We start from the raw sequence: 16,485 nt of genomic DNA, 5'->3' as shown, positions 1-16,485 counted from the left end.
CAACCGCCCGCCCGCCGCCCGGGACATCCGCGAGCCGCTCACCCCCATGCGCGTCCGTCTACGCTGGCTCCGTGGACGTACTCGCGGGGCTCCTGGAGGGCCCGCGGGCCCGGGGGGCCTTCATGATCCGGGCCTGCTTCGAGCTGCCCTGGTCGGTGCGGATCGCCGACGAGGCACCGCTGACCGTCATGATCATGGTCGAGGGGGAGTCCTGGATCCTGCCCGCGGGGGACGGGCCCGCCCGGCGCCTGCGCCCCGGCGACATCGCGATCGCCCGCGGTCCGGACCCGTATGTCTGCTGCGACGACCCGGCGACCGCCCCGCGCGCCGAGATCGGCCCGGGGCAGGTCTGCCGCCCGCTCGGCCCCGCGCACGCGGGCCGCTACCGGGACCTCGGGGTCCGCAGCTGGGGCGAGTCCCCGGACGGGCCCGCGCAGCTGCTCATCGGCACCTACCAGATGCGCGGCGAACTCACCGCCCGCCTCCTCGACGCCCTGCCGCCCGTCCTCGTCCTGCCCACCGAGGTGTGGCGGTGCCCGCTGACGCCGCTGCTCGCCGAGGAGATCGGCAAGGACGAGCCCGGCCAGGACGTCGTCCTCGACCGCCTCCTCGACCTGCTGCTCATCGCGTCGCTCCGCGCCTGGTTCTCCCGCCCGGACGCGGACCCGCCCGCCTGGTACCGCGCGCTGGCCGACCCTGTCGCCGGACCGGCCCTGCGGCTGATCCAGGACGATCCGGCCCGCCCCTGGACGGTCGCCGCCCTCGCCGCGAAGACCGGCGTCTCCCGCGCCTCGCTCGCCCGCCGCTTCACCACCGCCGTCGGCGAGCCCCCGATGACGTATCTGACGAACTGGCGCCTCGCCCTCGCCGCCGACCTGCTGCGCGACAGCGACCTGACCGTGGCGGCGATCGCCCGCAAGGTCGGCTACGGCAGCGCGTTCGCCCTGTCCAGCGCGTTCAAACGGGTCCACGGCGTCAGCCCGCAGGAGTACCGGCCATGAGCGGGACGTCCACCGGGACGTCCACCGGGGCGTCCACCGGAACGTCCACCGGGGCGTACGAGGAGCGGGCGAGCCGGGTCCCCGGCGCCGTGCTGTGGACCCGGACCGCCGATGCCGGGGGCGGCGCCCACCCCGTCCTGCCCGACGGCTGCATGGACCTGATCTGGAGCGAGGGCCGGCTGTTCGTCGCCGGTCCCGACACGCGCGCGTACGTCTCCGCCGGCGGCCCGGGGCGCACCTACGCGGGCATCCGGTTCGCCCCCGGCACGGCCCCCGCCCACCTCGGCGTACCGGCGCACGAGCTCACCGACGCGCGAGCCGATCTGGCGGAGGTGTGGCGGGGCGCCGAGGCCCGCCGCCTCACCGAACGGATCGACGCCGCCCCGGACCCCGCCGCCGCACTGGAACGCGCCGCGGTCCGCCTCGCCGCCGCCGCCGGACCGCCGGACCCGCTGCTCGCCGGGATCGTCACCGCCCTGGCCGCGGGCCGCACCGTCACCGAGACGGCCGAGGCGGCGGGCCTCAGCACCCGGCGCCTGCACCGCCGCTCACTGGCCGCGTTCGGCTACGGGCCCAAGACGCTCGCCCGGGTCCTGCGGCTGCAGCGGGCGCTCGCGCTGGCCCGTACGGGCGTCCCGTTCGCGGAGACGGCGGTCCGCGCCGGGTACACGGACCAGGCCCATCTCGCGCGCGACGTACGGGACTTGACCGGACAAACGCTCAGCGACCTCACCTGAGACCCGGCTCACTCAGGCGAACAGGTGCGTCTCGTTCCCGTCCGGATCGAGGACGACCGCGTACCGCTGCCCCCAGACCGCGTCCCACGGCTTGGCCTCGCCGTGGTGCCCGGCGCCGGTGAGCAGCGCGTACGCGGCGTCGACCCCGGCCGCGTCCCCGCAGTGGAAGGCGAGCGAGATCCGCCCCCGGCCGCGCCCGGCGGCGCTCTCCTCCGGGTCGAACATGAGCCGGATGCCGCCGGGCAGCTCCGTCTCCACGTGCGGCAGTCCCTCCGCCCCCTCGGGGAACGTGAGCCCCAGGAGACGGTAGTACGCGAGCGAGGCGGCCAGATCAGTGGCGGCGATTCCGATGGCGTCCATACGGACGACGATGCTGTCGGTCATGCCCGCACCGTAGGCCGCCGTACGCCGCCCGGTCTTGTACGAAACGGACGCCCCGCGTCTCCTTGTGGACCGCATCCGACGGTCGTACAGCGGAGGCATGTCCACAGCAACGGCGACCGCCAAGAGCCCGCACCCGGCGAGCCCCGTCACCCTGGAAGCCGACTACGAGCCGGTGCTCTCGCGCTGGCTCTGGCTGGTGAAGTGGCTGCTCGCCCTGCCGCACTACCTCGTCCTGGCCCTCCTCTTCGTGGCCTTCGTGGTCGTGGAGGTGATCGCCTGGTTCGCGATCCTGTTCACGACGCGCTACCCGAGGGCGCTGTTCGACTTCAACCTCGGAGTGCTGCGCTGGGCCTGGCGCGTCTCCTACTACGCGTACGGCAGCCTCGGCACCGACCGCTACCCGCCGTTCACGCTGGCCGCCGTCCCCGGCTATCCGGCGCGCCTCGACATCGCCTACCCGGAGCAGCTCTCCCGCGGCCTGGTCCTCGTCAAGGGCTGGCTGCTCGTGGTGCCGCAGTACCTCGTGGTGTCGATGTTCGTCGGCGGCTCCACCACCGGCGGCGGCCTGGCGGCCCTCATCACCTTCTACGCGGGTGTCGCCCTGCTCTTCACCAACCTGTACCCGCGCGGCCTGTACGACCTCAACGTCGGCCTGCACCGCTACGCGGCCCGGGTCCTCGCCTACGGGTCCCTGATGACGGACGTCTACCCGCCGTTCCGCCTGGACCAGGGCGAGCGCGAGCCGTGGTCGTAGAGTCGGAGGCATGACCAGCACGCTCGCCGACGCCCTCGCCGACGGCCGGACCCTCGTCCTGGACGGCGGCCTCTCCAACCAGCTGGAGGCCGCCGGGCACGACCTGAGCGACGCGCTGTGGTCGGCGCGGCTGCTCGCCGAGGAGCCCGGGGCGATCGTCGCGGCACACCGCACGTACTACGCGGCGGGCGCGGACGTCGCCATCACCGCGAGCTACCAGGCCACGTTCGAGGGGTTCGCCACGCACGGCATCGGACGCGAGCGGGCAGCCGAACTCATGGCACTGAGCGTGGAGTTGGCGCGGCGCGGGGCGCGCGAGGCCGGGGCGGACCGGCCGTTGTGGGTGGCCGCGTCGGCGGGCCCGTACGGGGCGATGCTGGCCGACGGCTCCGAGTACCGGGGGCGGTACGGGCTGAGCGTGGCGGAGCTCGAACGGTTCCACCGGCCCCGCCTTGAGGTCCTGGCGGCGGCGCGCCCCGACGTGCTCGCCCTGGAGACGGTGCCGGACGCGGACGAGGCACGGGCGCTCCTTCGGGCCGTGCGCGGGCTCGGGGTGCCGGCCTGGCTCTCGTACAGCGTCATCGGCGACCGGACCCGCGCCGGGCAGCCCCTGGAGGAGGCGTTCGCGCTCGCCGCCGACGCGGAGGAGATCGTGGCCGTCGGGGTGAACTGCTGCGCGCCGGAGGACGCGGACCACGCCGTGGCCGTCGCCGCGCGGGTCACCGGCAAACCGGTGGTCGTCTACCCGAACAGCGGCGAGAGATGGGACGCGGAGGCGCGCCGCTGGACGGGCCGGTCGACGTTCGGCCCCGGGCGGGTGGAGCGGTGGCGGTCCGGCGGGGCGCGCCTGGTCGGGGGGTGCTGCCGGATCGGCCCGGGTGTGATCACCGAGGTGACCCGGGCCGTCCGGGGCGGAGGCGCTACGGGCGGACGGTGAACACCAGCTTGCCCGTGACGCGGCCCGTCTCGCCCTCCGCGTGCGCCTTGGCCGCCTCGGCGAGCGGGTAGGTCTGCGCGATGTGCGCGCGCAGCTGCCCCGACGCGGCGAGCCCGGCGACCGCCGCCATGCCCGCCTGGTCGTGCTCGACCAGCATGAACCGGGCGCGCACCCCCAACTCCTGTGCGCGCGGCGGAACCTGACCCCACTTCTCGGGCAGGATCGAGACGAGGATGCCGCCCGGCCTCAGTACTCCGAGGGAGCGCAGGGCGTTGTCACCGCCCAGGGAGTCGAGGACGACGTCGATGTCGTGCGCCTCCTCCGTGAAGTCGACGGCGCGGTAGTCGATGACCTCGTCCGCGCCCAGGCCGCGCACGAAGTCGTGCTTGGCGGCGCTGGCCGTCCCGATGACGTACGCGCCGCGCGCCTTCGCGATCTGCACCGCGAGATGCCCGACGCCACCGGCGGCGGCGTGCACCAGCACCCGCTGCCCGGCCTGCACCTGTGCGTTGTCGACGAGCGCCTGCCACGCGGTCAGCGCGGCGAGCGGCAGCGCGCCCGCCTCGACGTGGCTCAGCCCGGCGGGCTTGGGCACGAAGGCGCGGGCGGGCCCGGCCACGTACTCGGCGTGCGAACCGGCGCCGTAGGGGTAGGGCAGCATGCCCATGACCTCGTCGCCGGGGGAGAAGAGGGAGACACCCAGGCCGACCGCCTCGACGGTGCCGGACACGTCCCAGCCGAGCGTGAACGGCGGCTGCCCCAGGAAGAGGCCGGACTCGCGGTGCTTCCAGTCGGTGGGGTTGAGCCCGGCGGCGTGCACGGCGACGAGGATCTGGCCGATGCCGGGTTCGGGGCGGGGCAGCTCGGCCTCGCGCAGGACGCCGGGGTCGCCGAGGGTGTCCTGGGTGAGGGCGGTCATCGTGGGCTTGCCGGTGGTGGTGTCGTTGCTGGTCATGGGGCCAGCCTGCCCCGGGCCCCCGACCTCGGCAATGGCAAGTTTGCCATCAACCGATAACATCGTGCCATGCGCTCCGACATACCGCTGACCGCTCGCCCGCACCGCGTCGTCACCCTCGCGCTCGACGGCGTCTACCCCTTCGAGCTGGGCATCCCGAACCGCGTCTTCCCGCTGGTGCCGGGCGCCTACGAGGTGGTGACGTGCGCGGCGTCGGAGCGGCGCACGGTGCGGACGGACGCGGACTTCACGATCACGGTCGAGCACGGCCCGGAGGCGCTGGAGAGCGCCGACACGGTGGTGGTCCCGCCCTACGACCTGCGGCGGCTCTCCGCCGACCTGCCGGACGAGGTGCGCGCCGCGCTCGCCCGCATCCGCCCCGGTACGCGCATCGTCTCCATCTGCACGGGCGCGTTCACCCTCGCGGCGGCCGGCCTTCTTGAGGGCCGCACCGCGACGACGCACTGGGCGCTCGCGGACCACTTCCGCACCCTGTTCCCGCACGTCGACCTCAACCCCGACGTGCTGTTCATCGACGACGGCCCCGTCCTGACCTCGGCGGGCGCGGCGTCCGGCGTCGACGCGTGCCTGCACGTCGTCCGCTCCGACCACGGCAGCGCGGTCGCCAACCGGGTGGCCCGGCACTGCGTCGTCCCGCCCTGGCGCGACGGCGGCCAGGCCCAGTACATCGAGCAGCCCGTGCCCGACGAGGCCGACACCGGCACCGCCGCCACCCGCGCCTGGGCCCTCGAACGCCTCGACCAGCCGCTGGCCCTCCGCGAGCTGGCGGCGCACGCCCGGATGAGCCGGCGGACGTTCGCCCGCCGCTTCCAGGAGGAGACGGGCACGAGCCCCGGCCGCTGGCTGATCCAGCAGCGCGTGCACCGCGCCCGCCACCTCCTGGAATCAACCGACCTGCCCGTGGACCGGATCGCGGCGGAGGTCGGCTTCGCCACGGGCACGTCGCTGCGACAGCACTTGCAGGCGGCGATCGGGGTGTCGCCGCGCGCGTACCGCCGCACGTTCCGCAACGAGGCGACGCCCGTCTGAACCCCGGGGTGGGTGTCAGTCGGTGGGCCACTCCCAGCGGTCGAGGTCCCGCAGCCAGGCCCGGGGGTTGCTGTCGGACGGGGCGCGCCAGTCGCCGCGCGGGGAGAGCGAGCCACCGGCGGAGACCTTCGGCCCGTTCGGCATCGCGGACCGCTTGAACTGGGCGAACCCGAAGAACCGCTTGCAGAAGTACTCCAGCCAGTGCCGGATCTCCGCGAGGTCGTAGGAGCCGCGGTCGGACTCGGGGAAGCCGGGCGGCCACTCACCGGCCTCCTGGTCGCGCCAGGCGTGCCAGGCCAGGAACGCGATCTTCGAGGGCCGGAAGCCGTGGCGCAGCACGTAGAACAGGGTGAAGTCGTGCAGCGCGTACGGGCCGATCTTCGACTCGGTCGACTGGAGCTCCTCACCGGGGACCAGTTCGGGGCTGATCTCGGTGTCGAGGATCGCGGTCAGGATCTTTCCGGCCTCCTCCCCGAAGAGATCACTGCTCACGACCCACCGGATGAGGTGCTGGATCAGCGTCTTCGGCACGCCGCCGTTGACGTTGTAGTGGCTCATCTGGTCGCCGACGCCGTACGTGCACCAGCCGAGCGCCAGCTCGGAGAGGTCGCCGGTGCCGAGGACGATGCCGCCCCGCTGGTTGGCGAGGCGGAAGAGGTAGTCGGTGCGCAGACCGGCCTGCACGTTCTCGAAGGTGACGTCGTACACCGGCTCACCGGAGGAGAACGGGTGGTCCATCTCCTTGAGCATCAGCCGGGCGGTGTCGGTGATGTCCAGTTCGGCGGCGGTGACGCCGAGCGCCTTCATCAGCTTGTGGGCGTTGCTCTTGGTGTGGTCGCCGGTGGCGAAGCCCGGCATGGTGAAGGCGAGGATGTCGCTGCGGGGCCGTCCCGCGCGGTCCATGGCGCGGGCGGCGACGATGAGCGCGTGCGTGGAGTCGAGCCCACCGGACACCCCGATGACGACCTTCGGGTTCCCGATGGCACCGAGCCGCTGCTGCAACCCGGCGACCTGGATGTTGTACGCCTCGTAGCAGTCCTGGGCGAGGCGCTGCGCGTCGGCGGGCACGAACGGGTACCGCTCGACGCGCCGGCACAGCCCGAGATCCTTCTCGACGGGCGGCTCGACCCGGAAGGAGATGGTCCGGAAGTCACCGGTGCGGGCGGCGTGCGTTCGGCGGTTCTCGTCGAAGGTGCCCATGCGCTGGCGCTCCTGGCGCAGCAGGTCCAGGTCGATGTCGGCGACCGAGGCGCGGTCCCCGTCCGGGAACCGCTCGGTCTCGGCGCAGAGCGCCCCGTTCTCGTAGATCATCGTCTGTCCGTCCCAGGACAGATCGGTGCTCGACTCCCCGAGCCCGGCGGCGGCGTACACGTAGGCGGACAGGTACCGGGACGACGCGGCGCTGCACAGCATCTTGCGGTCGTCGGCGCGCCCGACGGTGATGGGGCTGCCGGACAGATTGAGGACGACGGTCGCCCCGGCCAGGGCCGCCTCGGCGCCAGGCGGGATGGGGATCCACATGTCCTCGCAGATCTCCACGTGCACGACGAGCCCCGGCACGTCCTCGGCGGCGAACAGCAGGTCTACGCCGAACGGGACGTCCTCCCCGCCGACCCGGATCGTCGCCCCGCGGATGTCGTCACCGGGGGCGAGCTGGCGGCGCTCGTAGAACTCCCGGTAGTTCGGCAGGTACGACTTGGGCGCGACGCCGAGGATCCGTCCCTTGTGCACGACGACGGCACAGTTGTAGACGCGCCCCCGGTGCCGCAGCGGCGCCCCGACGACGAGCACGGTCAGCAGCTCGGCCGACCCCTCCACCACGCTCGCGAGCGCCCGCTCCACGTCGTCGAGGACGGCGTCCTGCAGAAACAGATCCTCGATGGAGTACCCGGTCAGCCCCAGCTCGGGAAAGACCGCGACGGCGACTCCTTCCTCGGCACATCTGCGTCCCTGGCGCAGAATCGCCTCGGCGTTGGCGGGCGGGTCCGCGATGAAGGTCTGGCCGGTGCATGCGGCCACACGAGCGAAACCATGAGCATAAATCGACCGGAAGTTCACCCCTCCATCATGACAACCGGCCGCAACGGCTGCGCGCGGGGCCCGCCCATGATCAGTCAGCCCGAGGTGTCCGCCCACGCGTCGAACATCTCGGACAGCGGGCGTACGACGTGCCGGCGCAGCCACTCGACCCGGGCCTCGGTGAAGTGGCGCGGGGCCGACTCGATCCACATGATCAGGTAGAGGTACGCGCGGTAGAGGATGAGGCGTCGGCGGCCGGCCTCGTCGATCGTCGCCGGGCCGCCCGCCTCCTGGTACGCAGCCAGGAAGTCCTCGTCCCGTTCGACGTCGTCGAAGAGGGCGAGGGAGACGAACTCCGCCAGCGGGTCGCCCCAGAAGGCCCGTTCCGCGTCGATCAGCGCGCTGACGTGCCCGTCGTCGACCAGGATGTTGCCGTCCCAGAGGTCGAAGTGGACCAGGCGGGGTGTCGTCACCTCGTCCAGTAGCCCGCCCTGCGCCTCGAACAGCGCCCTGATCTCGTCCGCCGGGCGCGGCAGTGCGACCCCGAACCGGTCCGCGTCCCGCAGGATGTCGTCGATCATGCCCAGGAAGGCGTCCCGCCAGGTGGCCAGCAGGGGGCGTGCCGGGTAGCCGAAGCCGGTGCCTTTGAGGGTGTGCAGCGCGGCTACGTGCCGGCCCAACTCGGCCCGCAGTACATCGCGCCGAACCGCTCCCGCCTCCGGCAAGGGCCTGCCCGCGCACTCCGACATCACCAGATGGCCGGCGGTCGCCGGTGCCAGCGCCACCGGGAACGGCACCTCGGGCGCCTCGTCCCGTACCAGGTCGTAGAACCACGCCTCGGTGCCGAGGATGCCTTCCTCGTAGCGGAGTACGGGCACGTTCGCCTCCGGCGCCAGCTTCACGACCAGCCCGGAGCCGTCGGAACGCCGGACGCGGAAGACCGTGTTGAACGTGCCGCCGCCGAGTTCGTCGTACGACCGCACCTCGCTCCAGGGAACGCCCGCCGCGACGAGCGCCGCGGCGAGCCGTTCCCGTATGGATGCACTCATCTGTCCCTCGCTGTGAGTTCAGCACGTGCGGAACGTGAACGCGAATGCGGCGGGGCCCGCCGTCAGGCGGTACTGCGGGAGTACCCCAGGGCCGCACGACTGTGAGCCGATGCCCTGCTGGGCGTGGTCCAGGTTCAGCCACACCGTGTCGCCGGGGACGAGGTCCGTGAGGTGGTCGGCCGCGTCCAGGTGTTCCGTCGTCCAGCGGCGGGCCGTGAAGGAGAAGTCGGGGGAGCCCTCGATGCGCAGCCCGCCCAGCTCGGCCCATCGCACGTCCGCCCGTGCCCCGTTCTCCTGCGGGCGCACGTAGGGCGTCTGGAGCGCGTCTACCGTCGACTCCCACCGGCCGGTACGGGACGCCGCCCGCGTGTCCGGATACGCCTCGCCGGGGCCGCCGCCGAACCAGCGCACGGCGTCCGCGCCGCCCGGAAGGCCGAGCCGTACCCCGAGCCGGGGCAGCGGGACGCGCCAGTCGCCCTCGGGGACGACCGAGACGGCAAGGCGCAGCGCCTCCTCGTCGGCCGACCAGCGGAACAAGGTGCGCAGGCCGAGGTCGGTCCCGGCGGGGCGGAACGGCCCCGCACGGTCAGCGCGTCGTCCGTCACCTCCACCGCGTCGACCCGGTGGCGGACGCGGTGCAGGCCGAGGCGGCGCCACAGCAGGCCGAGCCGCTCGTCGTTCTGCCAGCTCGCCCCGTTGTCGTTGTCGGTGGGCGCACGCCATACATCGAGGCGCGGCCCCACGACCTCGATGCCGCCGATCGAGAGCAGCGTGCCGGTCCGCGCGTCGAACACGCCGGGGCCGACCGCGATCCGGTCGTCGCCGGGCACCGGACGCGCGACGGAGCCTCCCAGCCGTACGACCGTCGTCCTCTCCTCCGGCTGACCCCACGCCACCTCATGGCCCTCCGCGTCCAGGGCCCGCACCGTCCACCCGGCCGGCGAACCGGCGCCGTACGGCGGCAGCTTCAGCTCCGTCGACTCGCCGGGGCCGAGTGCGGGCACCGCAAGCGGCCCGGACGCAACGACGCCCTCGTCCTCGTCCTCGTACGACCACGTGAAGGTCAGGCCCGACAGGTCGCGGAAGTCGAACCGGTTGGTGACGCGCACCGTGCCCGCCGGGCCGTCGATCCCGAACCGCACCGGCTCGATCACCTTCTTGAACTCCAGCAGGCCGGGGGACGGGGTCCGGTCCGGGAAGAGCAGGCCGTCGCAGACGAAGTTCCCGTCGTGCAGCTCCTCGCCGAAGTCACCGCCGTACGCGTACCCGTACCGCTCGTCGGCGATCCCGTGGTCGATCCACTCCCAGACGAAGGCGCCCTGGAGCCGGTCGTGGGTCTCGAACAGGCGCTGGTAGTCGGCGAGTCCGCCGGGGCCGTTGCCCATCGCGTGGGCGTACTCGCACAGGATGAAGGGGAGGGCGCGGCGGTGCGACGGGCCGCCGTCGAGGCCCCGGCCGATCCGGTCGACCTCCGCGTGATCCGCGTACATACGCGCATACACGTCCACGTCACGGCAGTTGGCGTCGCCCTCGTAGTGGATGAGGCGCTCCGGGTCCCGGCCCCGGATCCACTCCGCCATCGCCGTGAGGCCGCGTCCTGTGCCCGCCTCGTTGCCGAGCGACCACAGCACCACCGACGGGTGGTTCTTGTCGCGCTCGACCATGCGGGCGGCGCGGTCGAGGAGCGCCGGGGTCCAGCGGTCGTCGTCAACCGGGTTGTCGCGCCAGTTCTGTTCGGTGAAGCCGTGTGTCTCCAGGTCGCATTCGTCGATGACCCAGAGGCCGTACTCGTCGCAGAGGTCGAGGAAGGCCGGGTGCGGCGGGTAGTGGGAGGTGCGGACCGCGTTGATGTTGTGGGCCTTCATCAGCTCCACGTCGCGGCGCATGGTGTCCAGGTCGAGGGCGCGGCCGCGCTCCGGGTGCCACTCGTGCCGGTTCACGCCCTTGAAGAGGACCGGGACGCCGTTGACCTTGATCAGGCCGTCCGTCAGCGCCACCGTACGGAACCCGATCCGCAGCGGGACGCGCTCGCCGCCGGTGTCGAGCGTGCCCGTGTACAGGCGCGGCGTCTCCGCCGTCCACGGTTGGACGGGGACCGTCACCGGCTCACCCGTCGACATCTCGACCCCCAGCTCCGGGACCGACACCCGCCCGTCCACGTCGCTGTCCACGCGGAGCGTCCCCGTACCGGCCGTGTGGTCGTACGACGCGTGCACGAAGAAGTCGAGCGCGCACTGTGCCGGGCGGTGCAGCAGCGTCACGTCGCGGAAGATGCCCGGCAGCCACCACTGGTCCTGGTCCTCCAGGTACGAGCCGGCCGACCACTGGTGGACCCGGACCGCGAGGACGTTCCCGGCGGGCTTCAGGAGGTGGCCGACCGCGAACTCGTGCGGCAGGCGGCTGCCCTTGAACTCGCCGATGCCGGTGCCGTTCAGCCACACCCGCGCGCACGACTCGACGCCGTCGAAGCGGAGCGTCGCCCCGCCCTGCGCGGGCCAGTCGTCCGGCAGGTCGAAGGTGCGCAGGTGGTCGCCGGTCGGGTTCTCCGCCGGGACGTGCGGCGGGTCGACCGGGAACGGGTAGAGGTGGTTCGTGTAGACCGGCGCGCCGTGGCCCTGGAGCACCCAGTGGCCCGGCACCGCCACCTCCGCCCACTCCCCGGCGTCGTAGCCCTCGGCCGCGAAGGACGCGTCGTGCGCGTCGGCTGTCGCCGACAGCCGGAAGCGCCACGGGCCGTTCAGGGAGAGGGAGGCGGCGGAGGACTCCGCGTACCAGGCGCGCGGCGGCAGCGCTCCGTTCCCGGGCAGGACATCCTCGACGTACGAGAAGGACATGGCGCTCCTTGTGGCAGGGGCTGGACTCTCCGACTCTCCGACTCTCCGGAGGAAGCGTTACCCCCGTCCCCAGGGCGTCGTCACGCGGAGGGACGGAAGTCCAACAAGTCACCCGAAAGTCCTGGAGTCCCGTCCAAGCCGCGCCACGAAAGTCCTGGCCCTCCACGCGGAAGGCGCTCCACGCGGAAGGCCCTCAGCGCGGCAGCAGCGCCCGTACGAACGCGTTGCCGAACACGCCGCGCGGGTCCAGCCGTCGCACCAGCGCCGCGAAGTCGGCGGCGTGCGGATAGCGCTCCGCGACCCGCTCCGGCGCCGCCGTGAACACCTTGCCCCAGTGCGGACGCGGATCGAACTCCCGCAGCCGGTCCTCGACGAGCGAGACGACGGGCAGCACACGCTCCGTGTCCGCCACCCACGTGAAGTGGAACGCGACCGTGTCCCTGCCGTACGCGGGGCTCAGCCACTGCCGGTCGGCGGCGACCGTGCGCACCTCGCAGACCTGGAGCACCGGCGCGATCCGCTCGCTCACCGCGTCGAGCGCCGCGAGCGCGGGCTCCGCGTGCTCGCGCGGCAGCAGGTACTCGGACTGCAGCTCGTCGCCGCTGCTGGGCATGAACCCGGCGCGGAAGTGCGGAAGCCGCTCGTGCCAGGGGCCGGGGACGCCGAACTGCTCCGTGCAGTGCACCGCGTCCATCCCCGGCACCGGGTGCTGCGCCTGCGTCGCGGGCTCCGCCCACGGGAAGTCGACCGGCTCGGGCAGCCGCCGCTTGACCCACACCTGGTCGAACCAGGGGCCGCGCCACTTCGTGAACATGCTCACGCTGTACGCGGCCGAGGAGACGGCCGTGAAGTCGAGCCCCGCGAGCGGCAGCCGGCCGAACACGTGCTGCGCCACCTCGAAGGTCGGCTCCACGTCGAGCGTCAGCGACAGGACCACCCCGAGCGCGCCCAGCGAGACGACCGCGCCCTCGAACCCCTCGTCCCGCGCGCGAGCGTCACCGTCTCGCCGTCGGCCGTCAGGATCTCCACCGCCCGCACCGCCTCCGCCAGGGACCGGTTGCCGACCCCGGAGCCGTGCGTGCCCGTCGCCACGGAACCGGCGACCGAGATGTGCGGGAGGGACGCCATGTTCGGCAGGGCGAGGCCGTGCGCGTGCAGCTCGGCCGCCAGCTCGGCGTAGCGGACGCCGCCGCCGACCCGGACGGTCAGCCGTTCCGCGTCGACCTCGACGGAGCCGGGCAGGTCGGTGAGCGAGACGAGCGCGCCCGAGCGGTCGGCGTCCACGTCGGCGATCCGGTTGAAGGAGTGGCCGCTGCCGAGGACCCGTATGTGGGCGCTCCCGGCGACGAGCGCGCGCAGCTCGTCGAGGGAGCGGGGGCGGTGCAGCTCGGTGGTGGAGAAGGTGATGTTGCGGGCCCAGTTGGCCACGGCTCCGGACACTTCGGGCGCTTCGGACACGGTGCGCTGCCTTCCTCGAATGCTAGGGCGTTCCGCAGATTGGATCACGCGTGCCCGGGAACACCGGGACCCCGGCCGGATTGCGTGACAAGCGGGGGCATACCGTGGAAACGCGTATGACTGTCGCAGCAAGCACGTCGCCGGAAGCTAGGAGATACGGGATGCAGAGCCGCACGGCGCTGGTAGAGGACCTGATGGAGCGCTTCCCGCACGTTCCGAAAGAGGCGGTCTTCAAGGAGGACCTGCTGCGCGGCGGTGTCGCCTTCGACCCCTCGGCGCTGAGCGACAACGAGGACGGCGAGGTCAAGCCGAAGTCGTACTTCATCTTCTCCTTCGACCACGGCACCCTGCCGGAGCTGGGCGAGGCCGCGCTGCGCCGCCCGCCCGAGGAGATCGTCCTCACCGGCGGCCCCTACGACCTGCGCCGCACGGTCGTCTCGGTCCGCGTGAACCCGTCGTCCCCGTACCGGGTGGCGTCGAACGAGGACGGCATGCTCGGCCTCTACCTCGACGGCAAGCGCATCGCCGACGTCGGCGTGCCGCCGATGCCGGAGTACTACCGGCACAAGCTCTCCAACGGGAAGTCGGTCATGGAGGTGGCGCCGACGATCCAGTGGGGCTACCTGATCTACCTGACCGCGTTCCGTGTCTGCCAGTACTTCGGCGCCAAGGAGGAGTGCCAGTACTGCGACATCAACCACAACTGGCGCCAGCACAAGGCGGCCGGCCGCCCGTACACGGGCGTGAAGGACGTGGACGAGGTCCTCGAAGCGCTCGACATCATCAACCAGTACGACACCGCGAAGGCGTCGACCGCGTACACCCTCACCGGCGGCGCGATCACCTCGAAGGTGCAGGGCCTGGACGAGGCGGACTTCTACGGGCGCTACGCCAAGGCCATCGAGGAGCACTTCCCCGGGCGCTGGATCGGCAAGGTCGTGGCCCAGGCGCTGCCCAAGGACGACGTCCAGCGGTTCAAGGACTACGGCATCCAGATCTACCACCCCAACTTCGAGGTGTGGGACGAGTACCTGTTCAAGATGTACTGCCCGGGCAAGGAGCGCTACGTCGGCCGCGACGAGTGGCACAAGCGCATCCTCGACTCGCGCGACGTGTTCGGCGCGCGCAACGTGATCCCGAACTTCGTCGCGGGGGTCGAGATGGCCGAGCCCTTCGGCTTCAAGACGGTCGACGAGGCGATCGCCTCCACAACGGAGGGCCTGCGCTTCTTCATGTCGAACGGCATCACGCCGCGCTTCACCACGTGGTGCCCCGAGCCGACGACGCCGCTCGGCAAGGAGAACCCGAACGGCGCGCCGCTGGAGTACCACATCCGGCTGCTCGACGCGTACCGCTCGACGATGGACGAGTTCGGCCTGTCGTCCCCGCCCGGCTACGGCCCGTCGGGCGCGGGCCGCGCGGTCTTCTCCGTGTCGTCCTTCATGGACAGCCTCGCGCCGAACGAGGAGGCCGTGGAGGTCTGAGACCTCCCGGCGGCTGTCTAGGCGGCCTTCTCGTCCGCCGCCGCGTCGCTCTGCGGGAGCGGCGCGGCGATCAGCCTGCGCAGCAGGTCGGCGCGGGCGGCGGGCGCGGTCTTCGGGTCCGCCTCCGCGAGCAGCGCGGAGAGCACGGCGATCCGGGTCTGTCCCGCGCGCAACGTGCCCGAGAGCACTGCTCCGGCGGCTACGAGGTCGACGGCGCCGCCACCCGTGTAGATCTCGGCGAGCGGCCCGGCCGGGACCCGGGTGGAGACGGCGACCAGGACCCCGCGGCGGACGGCGGCGGCGACCGCGTCGACGAACTCCGGCGTCGCGTTGCCCGCGCCCGTCGCGACGAGGACGATGCCCTGCGCGCCCGCGGCGAGCGCGGCCTCGAAGAGGGCCGGGTCGGCGTCGCTGTGGTGCATGACGATGTCGACGCGCGGTATCCGTATCGCTTCCTGCGGCGCGGGGAGCGGGGCCGGGCGCCGGACCTCGGTACGGATGTCGACCCGGCCGAAGCCGAGACGGCCGAGCGGTCCGGCCGACGGGTCGGCGAACGCGTTCGCGGCGAGCGTCTGCGTCTTCACCGTGCCGCGCGCGGCGTGCACCCGCCCGTCGAAGACGACCAGGACACCCAGGTTCCGTACGGACGCGGCGACCTGCAGCGCGTCGTACATGTTCCCCGGACCGTCGCCGTCGGTGGCGCCGAGCGGCTTCTGCGCGCCCGTGAGGACCACCGGACGCGGGTCGTCGTGGTGCAGGTCGAGCAGGAACGCGGACTCCTCCAGGGTGTCCGTGCCGTGCGTGACGACGATGCCGTCCACGTCCGGGTCGGCGAGCACCTCGCGCACGGTGCGCAGGAGGGTGAGCTGGCGCTCGCTCGTCATCCGCGAGCTGTTGACGTTGAACAGGTCGACGACCTCGACCGCCACCCCGTCCGGCACGGCGGCGCTCGCCAGGACGGTGTCGCCGCCGGCGTCGGCGGCGTAACCGGTGCCCTGCCAGCGGCTGGCGATGGTGCCGCCGGTGCTGATGAGGGTGATGCGCTTGGGCGTGCGGATGCGATCCATGGGGCTGCCTCGCGGAGATGGAGCTGGTGGGGGTGGCGAGCGTGGGGGTACGCACGTTCGATCTCCAGCAAGGATAAATCGTGTAGAGCGCAATCGGATTGCGAATGATGGCCCATGATCCGCCGATCCGTGGCGCACAATTGCGTCATGGACGCGATCGACTTGCATATCTTGCGTGAGCTGCAGAGCGACGGACGCCTCAGCAACCAGGAGCTGGCCCAGCGCGTGGGGCTCAGCCCCTCGCCCTGCATGCGCCGCGTCCGCCAGCTCGAGAAGGACGGCGTGATCCAGGGGTACCGCGCGATCGTCGACCCCGGGGCCGTCGGCCGCGGCTTCGAGGTCCTCGTCTCCATCGAGGTGCGCCGCGACCGCGCGGCCGTCGAGGCGTTCGAACGCGCCCTCCAGGACATCCCCGACGTCATCGAGGCCTACCGCCTCTTCGGCAGCCCCGGCTGCCTCCTGCGCATCGCGGTCGCGGACCTGGCCGCGTACGAGCGCCTGTGGATCGAGCGGCTGACGACGCTCGACGGGGTGACCGAGGTGAACTCGCAGATCATCATGAAGCGGGTGAAGGAGCCGCGGGGTCTGCCGGTCCAGTAAATGAGTGGCGGGGATGCGGGGGCCCGGCTACGGTCGTCCTCGTTCCAGCAACTGGCTGACCGGAAGCTCACACAGGAGGTGTAGATCGATGACTGTCATTGCGATGGGCGCTGCCCGCATCCCGGAGTTCATCACGTCCACCTCCATGGCCACCGG

Annotated in this window: 12 protein-coding genes and 2 pseudogenes; 7 read left to right on the top strand and 7 right to left on the bottom strand. The window is 72.4% G+C overall.

What is annotated here, in order from left to right; all coding sequences use genetic code 11:
* Nucleotides 1–71: 71 nt before the first annotated feature.
* Both N5I75_RS22025 and N5I75_RS22020 read left to right on the top strand, forming a co-directional pair.
* A complete protein-coding gene (locus N5I75_RS22025; RefSeq protein WP_476679733.1) occupies nt 72–1,001 on the top strand; it encodes an AraC family transcriptional regulator in 930 nt (309 codons plus the stop codon).
* The gene (locus N5I75_RS22020) at nt 998–1,738 is read left to right on the top strand and encodes a helix-turn-helix domain-containing protein (RefSeq protein WP_476679731.1); all 741 of its coding nucleotides are present in this window, start codon (nt 998–1,000) and stop codon (nt 1,736–1,738) included. Before N5I75_RS22025 ends, N5I75_RS22020 begins: the two co-directional genes overlap by 4 nt.
* Nucleotides 1,739–1,750: 12 nt before the next feature.
* Here N5I75_RS22020 and N5I75_RS22015 read toward each other — a convergent pair whose 3' ends face one another.
* Entirely contained in the window at nt 1,751–2,122 is a 372-nt protein-coding gene (locus N5I75_RS22015; protein WP_476679729.1) for a VOC family protein, read from the bottom strand.
* A 97-nt stretch (nt 2,123–2,219) separates the two neighbouring features.
* Here N5I75_RS22015 and N5I75_RS22010 point away from each other — a divergent pair, with 97 nt between their 5' ends.
* Together N5I75_RS22010 and mmuM are read left to right on the top strand one after the other, a co-directional pair.
* Complete coding sequence (locus N5I75_RS22010; RefSeq protein ID WP_476679727.1) at nt 2,220–2,876, top strand: DUF4389 domain-containing protein; 657 nt, start codon at nt 2,220–2,222, stop codon at nt 2,874–2,876.
* 10 nt (nt 2,877–2,886) lie between these two features.
* On the top strand, nt 2,887–3,813 hold the full coding sequence (mmuM, locus tag N5I75_RS22005; protein WP_476679725.1) for a homocysteine S-methyltransferase: 927 nt from the start codon (nt 2,887–2,889) through the stop codon (nt 3,811–3,813).
* Here mmuM and N5I75_RS22000 read toward each other — a convergent pair.
* Nucleotides 3,797–4,768, bottom strand: coding sequence for an NADP-dependent oxidoreductase (locus N5I75_RS22000; RefSeq protein ID WP_476679723.1), 972 nt, complete (start codon nt 4,766–4,768; stop codon nt 3,797–3,799). The genes mmuM and N5I75_RS22000 overlap by 17 nt on opposite strands.
* Nucleotides 4,769–4,837: 69 nt before the next feature.
* Between N5I75_RS22000 and N5I75_RS21995 the strand changes: the two genes are divergently transcribed.
* Nucleotides 4,838–5,818, top strand: a complete 981-nt coding sequence (locus N5I75_RS21995; protein WP_476679721.1) for a GlxA family transcriptional regulator — start codon at nt 4,838–4,840, stop codon at nt 5,816–5,818.
* Between the two features lie 15 nt (nt 5,819–5,833).
* Here the strand turns inward: N5I75_RS21995 and N5I75_RS21990 are convergent, their stop codons facing one another.
* From N5I75_RS21990 to N5I75_RS21975, 4 genes and pseudogenes are all read right to left on the bottom strand, one after another.
* Nucleotides 5,834–7,876, bottom strand: coding sequence for an NAD(+) synthase (locus N5I75_RS21990; protein ID WP_476679719.1), 2,043 nt, complete (start codon nt 7,874–7,876; stop codon nt 5,834–5,836).
* A 56-nt stretch (nt 7,877–7,932) separates the two neighbouring features.
* Nucleotides 7,933–8,886 carry a phosphotransferase family protein gene (locus tag N5I75_RS21985; protein WP_476679717.1) on the bottom strand — a complete coding sequence of 318 codons (954 nt, stop codon included), beginning with the start codon at nt 8,884–8,886 and terminating at the stop codon, nt 7,933–7,935.
* 18 nt (nt 8,887–8,904) lie between these two features.
* A pseudogene (locus N5I75_RS21980) lies at nt 8,905–11,720 on the bottom strand (glycoside hydrolase family 2 TIM barrel-domain containing protein).
* Nucleotides 11,721–11,913: 193 nt separating this feature from the next.
* Nucleotides 11,914–13,160, bottom strand: a pseudogene (locus tag N5I75_RS21975) (FAD-binding protein).
* Nucleotides 13,161–13,339: 179 nt separating this feature from the next.
* On the opposite strand from N5I75_RS21975, the gene N5I75_RS21970 reads away from it, so the two are divergent.
* Nucleotides 13,340–14,662, top strand: coding sequence for a radical SAM protein (locus tag N5I75_RS21970; protein ID WP_476679715.1), 1,323 nt, complete (start codon nt 13,340–13,342; stop codon nt 14,660–14,662).
* A 17-nt stretch (nt 14,663–14,679) separates the two neighbouring features.
* On the opposite strand, the gene N5I75_RS21965 is transcribed toward N5I75_RS21970, so the two are convergent.
* On the bottom strand, nt 14,680–15,729 hold the full coding sequence (locus N5I75_RS21965; RefSeq protein ID WP_476679713.1) for an asparaginase: 1,050 nt from the start codon (nt 15,727–15,729) through the stop codon (nt 14,680–14,682).
* 147 nt (nt 15,730–15,876) lie between these two features.
* Between N5I75_RS21965 and N5I75_RS21960 the strand changes: the two genes are divergently transcribed.
* Nucleotides 15,877–16,329 (top strand): Lrp/AsnC family transcriptional regulator, encoded by a 453-nt coding sequence (locus tag N5I75_RS21960; protein WP_476679711.1) that lies wholly within the window; start codon nt 15,877–15,879, stop codon nt 16,327–16,329.
* Nucleotides 16,330–16,485 lie beyond the last annotated feature (156 nt).

The sequence above is a fragment of the Streptomyces sp. R818 genome (assembly GCF_056172735.1).
Note: the sequence above shows the minus strand (reverse complement) of the source record. Positions and strands in the feature narration are given on the sequence as shown.